Raw genomic sequence first — 9,085 nt, 5'->3', positions numbered from 1 at the left:
TGTTTAAAAAAATAAAAAATACATATTCGTTTGTTCTAAGTTCATACACTTCTACCGAATCGATACGGAATTTTCTGATTTTAAAACTAATATGAAATAAAAGAGAATAAAAAGAAAAATTATTATCAATCTATCAATTGAAAATAATTATTAGCAAGAGTTTATCATCTTAACTCCAGGTGTATTCGTTTTGCTTCAAAATAAAGAACTTGAATAAATTTTTTCGTATCAATACGAGCAGGTAATGTTGGTTCATTATTCAATTCTGTCATCTTTCTCCTTACGGTAGTAAAATCAAAAAATCTAGAAGCATAATTTTCGAACTTCGGGTTTAAAAAATCAGTAAGTCCAAGGGATGCTAAATGGTTTAATGATTGATAAATTGCTCTCCGAATCCGTTGTTTGGAAGCTTCTATGAACCTTTTTAATTCGGCATCTTCAGCTGAATCCCCAAGTTTTTTTTGAGCCAAATTCATAAAAATCTCTTTTAGTGAGGGAAAGCCTTGTTCCAACGTGTTATCTTGTTCATATTTATATAAATAATCTAGCATATCCATTAAATCTTTACTTCCAATTTCACTGGCTATTCCTAATTCAGACAAAAGAAAATGAATGGAATTTTGAAAATGATTGAAAGTATTTAAATGTTTTTCATTACGGTATTTTTCTTGCACACTTGAATTACTATCCAATTTTAGTACCATATTAAGCGATTCTTGAATGTTTTTTATTGATTTTTCCAAACGAATTCGTTCAATGACTTTCCGAACAACTGTTAATACTTCAATCCGGTTAATTGGCTTAATAATATAGTATTCAACACCAAGCGAATAAGCTTCAGCAATTAATTCTTTTGATTCTACTTGAGAGACCATGATGATTTTCCCTTTAAACGAAGGCTTTATTTGACGAATTGTTTTTATTCCATCTTGATTCGGCATTAACAAATCGATAAATAAAATGTCTATATTTTTAAGGATTACCATTTGTTGCTCTAAAGATAAACCATCCTCAGCTTCTCCTATAACCTCCCCAAGATCTTCATCCTCGATAATTTGAGCCAACATTGAGCGAACCGCTTTTTCATCATCTACTATATAAAAATACATAGAATCACCCTTTCGAAATTATATGATCAATCCCTAATTTAATTATAAAAATTGATCCTTTTCCTTCGGTTCTGTCCTCAAGCGTAACATCACCTTCAAGTTGTGCGACCATTTCTTTAACATACGATAATCCGATACCTGTCGATGGATTGCCTAAATCATCATATTTAGAAGTAAACCCAGGCTCAAAAATTGAATCTTTATATTTTGAAGAAATACCAGGACCATTATCGCCTATTTGAAATTCAACAAAATGGTGGTCTTTATTAATGTCAATTGTGATGGTTCCCATACCTTGGATAGCTTCTACAGCGTTTGTAACGATATTATTTATAATAGATAAGATTGTATAAATATGATAATGAGGATGCACACCATCAATTTCATACACAAATTGGATATCTTTCTCTAACAACTGTGCATATTTCGTATTTGCCCGTATAATGATATTTACTAGTTCATGTACAGACATATAATCTGTAAAACTTTCATCTGAAATTAATTTTGAAAGTCCCGCAAAAATACGTTGGTTATCCTTTTTAACGTCATGGACCTCACCAGCAATTTGTAATGCCTGTTGCCTTAAATCCTCAAACTGAAAATCCATCTGTTTATGCTCAAAAGAGTCCAAAGTTTTATATAAATCATAGGATTTTTTTGTTATATTCTCAGCATCTTGTAATGTTTTTTTTAAATGAACAGCATCTTCATATAAATTAGAGATGAGCATGAGCATATGTTCATTTTGTTTCTTTATATGTCGCTCCCTTGATTGTGCTTCATACAATTTCATCATATTGAAAAAGCTTAGAACTATAAAACTATGGGAACATGCGATAACAATGATCTCATTTATTGCCTCGGATGTGATCGATGTTTTTAATACGAAATATTGAATCATTAATTCCACACAGTCTGACAGTATTTCAATCATGCAACCAATAAAACCAATCATTAGTGGTTGATGATAAAAACGTTTGATTTTTGCTAAATGAAAGAGATACGAATAAGTAAAATAAAAGAAAAAACTAGGATAGTGAGTATGAAAAGCGGCTAGCCAATCCATATTTTCCTTTATAATGACATCCATTGAGATACGAAATACTACCACGACTATCGCTGTTAAAAAACCCGGTAAAAATGCTGGAACTCGTCGAAACAATAACAAAAAAAAGAAAAATGTTGGTGCACCAAAGCTCATTCTAAATGTTTCATTTAAGGGAAATGACTTTATTTCACCTACTAAGGGTACTGTAAGTATCATTAAAACGAGAATATAGATGTCTTTTTTTACTAAATTACTAAGATTCAAAATAATCACTTCTCACTTTCGCCTAACAGTCAGTATACAAACCTATTTGCATTAATACAATACTTACTCTATTTTTTTCAAAAACTGATAAATAAGTTATAAACGAAAGCATTATAGATTGTGAGTATTCATTACACTCTTCTACTTTAGAAAGATACTTTATAACTCAAAAATGTTCAGACACAATATAAGGTCTGAACACTTTTGGACTCGCTCTAACACCAAAATATCTGTGCTCCTTTTTAAAATATACTTAAATCCCATTCTTTTGCAATATGTTCTAACAACATAATTCCTGGTAAACTATTCCCATACTCATCAATGGCTGGTCCGTAAATACCAATACCACATCCATCTTGAAACGATAAATCCTTCCTAGATTTTGAGGGAACAAGTGTCATAATTCCGCCGGATACCCCACTCTTAGCTGGTAATCCAATGAAAGCAGCAAATTTTCCAGAAGCATTGTACATTCCACAAGTAAGCATTAAAGCTTTTGTTAACCTAGCTACTTCTTTAGGGAGCACTTGTTCTTTGCGAATAGGATGATATCCATCATGTGCTAGTATAAGCCCTATTAAGGCAATATCTTCTGTATTTATTTCAATCGAACATTGTTTTAGGTAAACCTCTAGTGTCTCCTCCACATCTGATTCTAGAAAACCATTCTCCTTTAAATAGTATGCTAATGCTCTATTACGATGAGCCGTTTCCCATTCTGATTGAAATACTATTTCATTAATAGCGGGACGCTTCTCTATCATTTTTTCAATTAATACGTATAGAGATTCTAATTTTTCTTGCACCGAAGTCCCTGGCAAAAGTGAAGCTATCGTAATTGCTCCAGCATTAATCATAGGATTAAAAGGTTTTCCTGGTTTATGTATCTCTAAACGAATAATTGAATTAAAGGCATCTCCAGTTGGCTCTACGTCAACTCGTTCTAATACATAAGAAATACCGCGACTTAAACAAGCGGCTATAAAACCGATTACTTTTGATATACTTTGTAATGTGAAAGGTATCTCCCAATCTCCTGATTTTATCATTGTTCCATCTGGCTTTACTATACAAATACCTAACTGCGATACATTTATTTCCCCCAGAGCAGGAATATAACTGGCGCTTCGTCCCTTAGCAGCATACGTTCGATAATGAGCTACCCATTGATCTAAGCAAACTTTTTCTTGACCCTCAACTTGAACGCTAGAATCCTTTATCATTTAATCATATTCCCCCGTACTATTAACTTTATATAGAATGATTTTTTCTTTACTATAATCAATACTATTTGCACTAGAACCAAGAAAAATATTCAGACATATTGCAGTCTGAATATCCTTCTTATTACACACTTTTCTTTTTTGAAGTTTTCTCATAACTATCCCAACATTCAATATTTTCAAGTCCTTTAATGTTTTCTTTATAAAAAATAGGATCTTTACCAGCTTTTTTCTGGTTTATATAATCTTGTAACGCCGCAAATGCTACTTTTGAAAGTAAGGTAATAGCAATTAAATTAATAATAACCATAAAGCCCATAAATAAGTCCGCTAAATCCCATACAATTTGAATCTTTGCAACAGAACCAAATACAATCATAGCCAACACACTTATTCTGTATATCATTAACCACACTTTACTTGTATGTAAGAAGCGAATATTTGTTTCACCATAATAATAGTTGCCAATTAACGCACCAAATCCAAATAAAAAAACAAAGATAGCAAGACAACCCGATGCCCAAGGACCTATGTGTTCACTTAATGCTGCTTGTGTAAGTGCAATACCATTTAACCCCGGTTGTTTATATGCATCAGACAGCAAAATAATAAAGGCAGTGCTAGTACAAATGATCAGTGTATCCGTTAATACACCAAATGCTTGAATCAGTCCTTGTTTCACCGGATGACTTGTTGTTGCTGTTGCGGCAACGTTTGGTGCACTTCCCATACCAGCTTCATTTGAAAATAAACCACGTTTAACTCCATTCATAAGTGCTGCACCAATTGAACCGCCTGCTATTTGTTTAAAACCAAATGCGTTTTGAACAATAAGAGAAAGAACTTCCGGCATTTTTGATATGTTGGTAACTACAACAAATAATGCAACTCCAATGTATAATACCGCTAAAAATACCACCTTGTATTCAGCCATTTTTGCAATACGTTTTACACCACCAAAAATAATCGCAGCGAAAGCAATGGCCATGATTATCCCAACTGTTAGACGATCTGTACCAAATGAGTTTTGAAAAGCAATTGTAACTGTATTTGATTGTACTGAATTGAATACAAGACCAAAAGTAATTGTGATTAAAATAGAGAATAATACTCCCATCCAACGTTTATTCAACCCTTTTTCCATATAATAGGATGGACCACCGCGGAAACCAGTTTTATCTTTTACTTTATATATCTGTGCTAATGTGCTTTCGACAAAACTGGAGGCCGAGCTAATAATAGAAATAATCCACATCCAAAATACAGCTCCAGGACCACCTAATGCAATCGCAATCGCAATTCCTGTAATATTCCCTGTTCCAACGCGAGCTGCCATACCAATACAAAACGCTTGAAAAGGGGAGATTTGATCTTTAGAACCACTTTTTCCCTCCATTAATACACGGACCATCTCTTTTAACATTCGAAACTGTACAAAATTCAATTTAAATGTAAAATAAATTCCGCAAATAACAAGCATAACAATTAACAATTTAGACCATAAAAAATCGTTCGTTGATCCGACTAAATCTACAAAAAATCTTTCCATATTATCACTCCATACCAAAAATTTATCTATCATAATCTATATAAAATCACCTATATTCCTTGGCATAAATACCTCATTCATATTCAAATACAACAAGGATAAAAATTTTCTATATTAATAGGATTGGCCTGTTTAAGCAAAAAATATCACAAGATGTAACTATAAAACTGAATTTTCGAAAAACTTATCATTTATACACACGATGCTCTATCCCCTTCTGCAAAACTAATATTCTTATCCACTCATGTTGTTGTACCATTATGTTTGTTTTGTTTACCGGTGATTTACATTTAAATCATAATAATCAATAGTGATTAACTGGTTTTTTGTTAATTTTCTTAAGAACATGGAAATATCTCCTTTCTCACTACTAATCTCAAAAATAGGCTAGGTAAAAAATTCATAGGAAAAACTATAAAGCGCTTTCAAACCTCAACTAAGAGAACCTTGTCTTTAATTTATAATTAAAAGTACAGAATGTTACGAAAAAGTACAGATTTTTATAAAAACAAAAAATATTTTAAGTTTTTTCATCTAAAAAACAGTGAGATTTTGTAAATTTTATACAGTATCCAAACGTCGCGGATTCCGTTCTACCTAATCTTTGACAAGCCTCTATTTTCTTCATAAAAACATGCATACTTTTTCTCTTTTAGAACTTCATATAAAGTATTTGAAATCAAGAATCGATAGGTTATTGTAAGAATATTTAAAAAAATAAAACATTTAATTTATTTATGGTATCATACAAAAAACATTTGTTTTCTCAATCAATCCCCCTAGTGGGATTCGTCTATATTGCACATATTTACAACATTAAAGTCACTACGCAAAAAGGATTTTGTTGAAAAGATGAAACATTACAAAACTCTTATTTAGGACCTTATGACATTCTCTTTTCTAGCAATATCGAGTTAATCAAAATATGTTTTTAACAGCTCCACAAATAAAAAACTACTCATATTATTATTTTTTGAAAACGTTATTAATATTATTCCATTTAAGTTTCAAATGTTAGAACAACCAATTGATAAGAAAAGCTATTACTTTTATTGCAATATAAGAAGATTTGTTGAATATCTATTATTAAATATATATTTCCCTTGCGTTTCATTCTACTAACATAGATTACAGGTGGTGTATTGTGAAAGAAATAGTATTCGTTCAAAATAAAAAAAGACTCCTTATGAAATTCAAATTTTTAAAAAAGGATTTAATACTTACCATTTCACTGATACTAGCAATTGTAAGCTGCTTAATACATTCACCAAAGATCGAATATATTAACTTTGAAGTGTTAATTAGCTTATTTAATCTAATGGTGGCCATTAAGGCCTTTGAACAGCTAAAGATATTAGACAAACTTGCCGTTGTGATTTTAAATAAATGCAATAACAGCAGGTCAATATCTATTATTCTAATTTTGTTATGCTTTATTTGCTCCATGGTTGTAACAAATGATGTCGCCCTCCTCACTTTTGTACCAATAACACTTGTCATTAGTAAAAAAACAAAAATGAACATGATGGATACAATCATCCTGCAGACAATTGCGGCAAACATCGGCAGTAGCTTGATGCCTATGGGAAACCCACAAAATTTATATCTATATTCTTACTATGGAATTAAGCTCATCCCATTTTTAGGTTCAATCCTGCTTTTAGCTGTACTTGGAATCAGTTTGTTATTTATATTTACTCAAAAACTTCAAAAAACAGATTTGAAAATAGAACTACCTGTAATTACCGTGAAAAATCGAAAAAAAGCTACCGTCTGGATTTTGATACTTATCACTATCATTGCATCTATTTTTGGTGTCATTAATTATTACATTGCGCTAATAGTCACATTGATAGCTGCATTTACGTTAGATAGAAACTTACTTTTTAAGATCGATTACTTTCTTCTAATAACCTTTGTCGGTTTTTTTATTTTTATCGGAAACATTTCCCATTCGGATGCGCTGGAGACATTTGCTCGCGCTAATTTAAGAGGAGATACTTCAGTCTTCTTTAGTTCCATATTTTTGAGTCAATTGATTAGCAATTTTCCTACTTCAATTCTTCTATCAAACTTTACTTCTGATTGGAAAGCTTTATTACTAGGAGTAAATATTGGAGGGCTTGGAACAATTATCGCATCTTTAGCCAGTGTAATCTCCTATAAACTATTCATTCAGGCCAATGTTAAAGAGAGTAAGGCGTATTTAATTAAATTTAGCATTTACAACTTTTCATTTTTAATCATACTTACATGTATACAATACTTTATTTTTAAATTTCTATAACTTTAAAAAGTGATTACTACTAGAATAATAAAAACCAAAACTTTCTCAACATTAAATTGAGAAAGTTTTGGTTTTAAAGTACATAATACTTACAATTAGCATTATAAGCAAGATCCACAAATTGCATCAATTAACTCACCAGTTATCCAACGACTGTCTGATGATGAAAGAAAACCTCTAAAAACTAGTTGATAATCTTTTAGAATTTAACTTTCCTATAATACTCTTTGCTATTTCTTCAATATTTTCATTTAGAAAGAAATGACTACCTTCAAAAGAATGAAAAGTACACGTTTTACTTGTATATTGCTTCCATTTTATTACTTGATCATATGTAGTAAATTCATCATTTTTCCCATTAAATATAAGAAAATCAATATCACATGGTTGTATATTATTATCATGAATGTATGTCTCGACAATCTTAAAATCTGCTCTTAAAATAGGGAGAAAAATCTCCATTAATTCTTCTGATTGAAGTACCCCAGATGGTGTACCTCCCATTGCAATAACTTCTCTTTTAAATTGTTCATTAGGAAGATTATATCGGATATTTTTTATTTTACTATTTGGATGGTTTCTACCGGACAAAACAAGAAATTCAGGTAATTCGTTATTAGAATCCTGTATTTTCCTGGCTACTTCATAGGCAATCAAACTCCCCATGCTATGCCCGAATAGAATGTACGGCGAAGCATCTATTTGCTTAACTATACTAGTGTAGGCATCATTTACGGCCTCTTCCATACCTTGGTACAAGCTTTCTTCAATTCTATATCCTCTGCCAGCTAATTCTATCGGGACTACTTCAATATATGGATTAAAGTAATTTTTCCATTTTGCGTAGTTAAACGCAGATCCCCCAGCATGTGGAAAGCAAAAAAGTTTAGTCTTCTGCATTGATTTTCTCCTTACTTTCAAATTTGTATATAGTTTGGCAAATTGTATAAATGTCTTTAATTATTATCTCTTGCGGAAATTCATCTCTTGTTGCACAAGCAGATAACTTATAATTTGGATCAATGTTATATTGTTTAAAGTAAAAGTTTTTAGGTATATGCTTGTATGAAATTGAAGTTCGTGATTCTTTTTTTATAGAGAATGAATTTAATGGGGTATAAAGCCCTTTTCCAATCGTTTTTATATAGCTTTCTTTTAATGTCCATAAATCATAAAAATAATTAATTTGTTCATCAGAATTCATATTAGATATATCATAAAATTCTTCCGCTGAAAAAAATTCTTTTGCTAATTTAAAAGCCTCTATTTCTGAAACTTTTTCTATATCAATACCCACATTAAAATTAGCAGTAGTACAAACCACCCATTCTCCTGAATGAGACACATTAAAATGAAAGTCAGAAAAGTTTTCAACAAAAGGTTTTCCATACTCATTATATATAAATTTAATTTCTTCATTATTAATTTTATACTTTTGGCAGATTAGAGATCGGATTAGTAAATCCCCTATCAGGGTCCTATTAATGTCGCATGAATTTAATAATCGCTTCATTCGCTCTTTCTTCCCATTTGAAACCAAGTTACTAAGTTTCTTAAACAAATGACTTTCAATATTCTTTGGTATTTTCACAGCGTGAATTTGTA

The 9,085-nt window shown here is 31.1% G+C and carries 7 protein-coding genes and 1 pseudogene; 1 reads left to right on the top strand and 7 read right to left on the bottom strand.

Annotated elements, in window-relative coordinates:
- Positions 1-164: 164 nt before the first annotated feature.
- From ACO6VI_RS26875 to ACO6VI_RS26860, 4 genes are all read right to left on the bottom strand, one after another.
- A complete protein-coding gene (locus ACO6VI_RS26875) occupies positions 165-1,109 on the bottom strand; it encodes a response regulator (protein ID WP_088021268.1) in 945 nt (314 codons plus the stop codon).
- 4 nt (positions 1,110-1,113) lie between these two features.
- Entirely contained in the window at positions 1,114-2,430 is a 1,317-nt protein-coding gene (locus tag ACO6VI_RS26870) for a sensor histidine kinase (protein WP_161520456.1), read from the bottom strand.
- A gap of 233 nt (positions 2,431-2,663) precedes the next feature.
- Positions 2,664-3,644, bottom strand: coding sequence for a glutaminase GlsA (gene glsA, locus ACO6VI_RS26865; protein ID WP_000588656.1), 981 nt, complete (start codon positions 3,642-3,644; stop codon positions 2,664-2,666).
- 124 nt (positions 3,645-3,768) lie between these two features.
- Positions 3,769-5,193 carry an alanine/glycine:cation symporter family protein gene (locus ACO6VI_RS26860; protein WP_063547302.1) on the bottom strand — a complete coding sequence of 475 codons (1,425 nt, stop codon included), beginning with the start codon at positions 5,191-5,193 and terminating at the stop codon, positions 3,769-3,771.
- A 1,144-nt stretch (positions 5,194-6,337) separates the two neighbouring features.
- Between ACO6VI_RS26860 and ACO6VI_RS26855 the strand changes: the two genes are divergently transcribed.
- Positions 6,338-7,480: an anion transporter gene (locus tag ACO6VI_RS26855; protein ID WP_063547301.1), complete on the top strand. Its 1,143-nt coding sequence runs from the start codon at positions 6,338-6,340 to the stop codon at positions 7,478-7,480.
- Positions 7,481-7,581: 101 nt separating this feature from the next.
- On the opposite strand, the pseudogene ACO6VI_RS26850 reads toward ACO6VI_RS26855, so the two are convergent.
- From ACO6VI_RS26850 to ACO6VI_RS26840, 3 genes and pseudogenes are all read right to left on the bottom strand, one after another.
- Positions 7,582-7,656: pseudogene (locus ACO6VI_RS26850) on the bottom strand (short-chain dehydrogenase); the annotation flags it as partial.
- 1 nt (position 7,657) lies between these two features.
- Positions 7,658-8,380: a thioesterase II family protein gene (locus tag ACO6VI_RS26845; protein ID WP_023521954.1), complete on the bottom strand. Its 723-nt coding sequence runs from the start codon at positions 8,378-8,380 to the stop codon at positions 7,658-7,660.
- A complete protein-coding gene (locus ACO6VI_RS26840; RefSeq protein WP_063547300.1) occupies positions 8,367-9,071 on the bottom strand; it encodes a 4'-phosphopantetheinyl transferase family protein in 705 nt (234 codons plus the stop codon). Before ACO6VI_RS26840 ends, ACO6VI_RS26845 begins: the two co-directional genes overlap by 14 nt.
- Positions 9,072-9,085: the final 14 nt, after the last annotated feature.

The organism is Bacillus sp. PSXD-155 (assembly GCF_049310765.1).
In the GTDB taxonomy this organism is placed as follows: Bacteria; Bacillota; Bacilli; order Bacillales; family Bacillaceae_G; genus Bacillus_A; species Bacillus_A cereus.
Note: the sequence above shows the minus strand (reverse complement) of the source record. Positions and strands in the feature narration are given on the sequence as shown.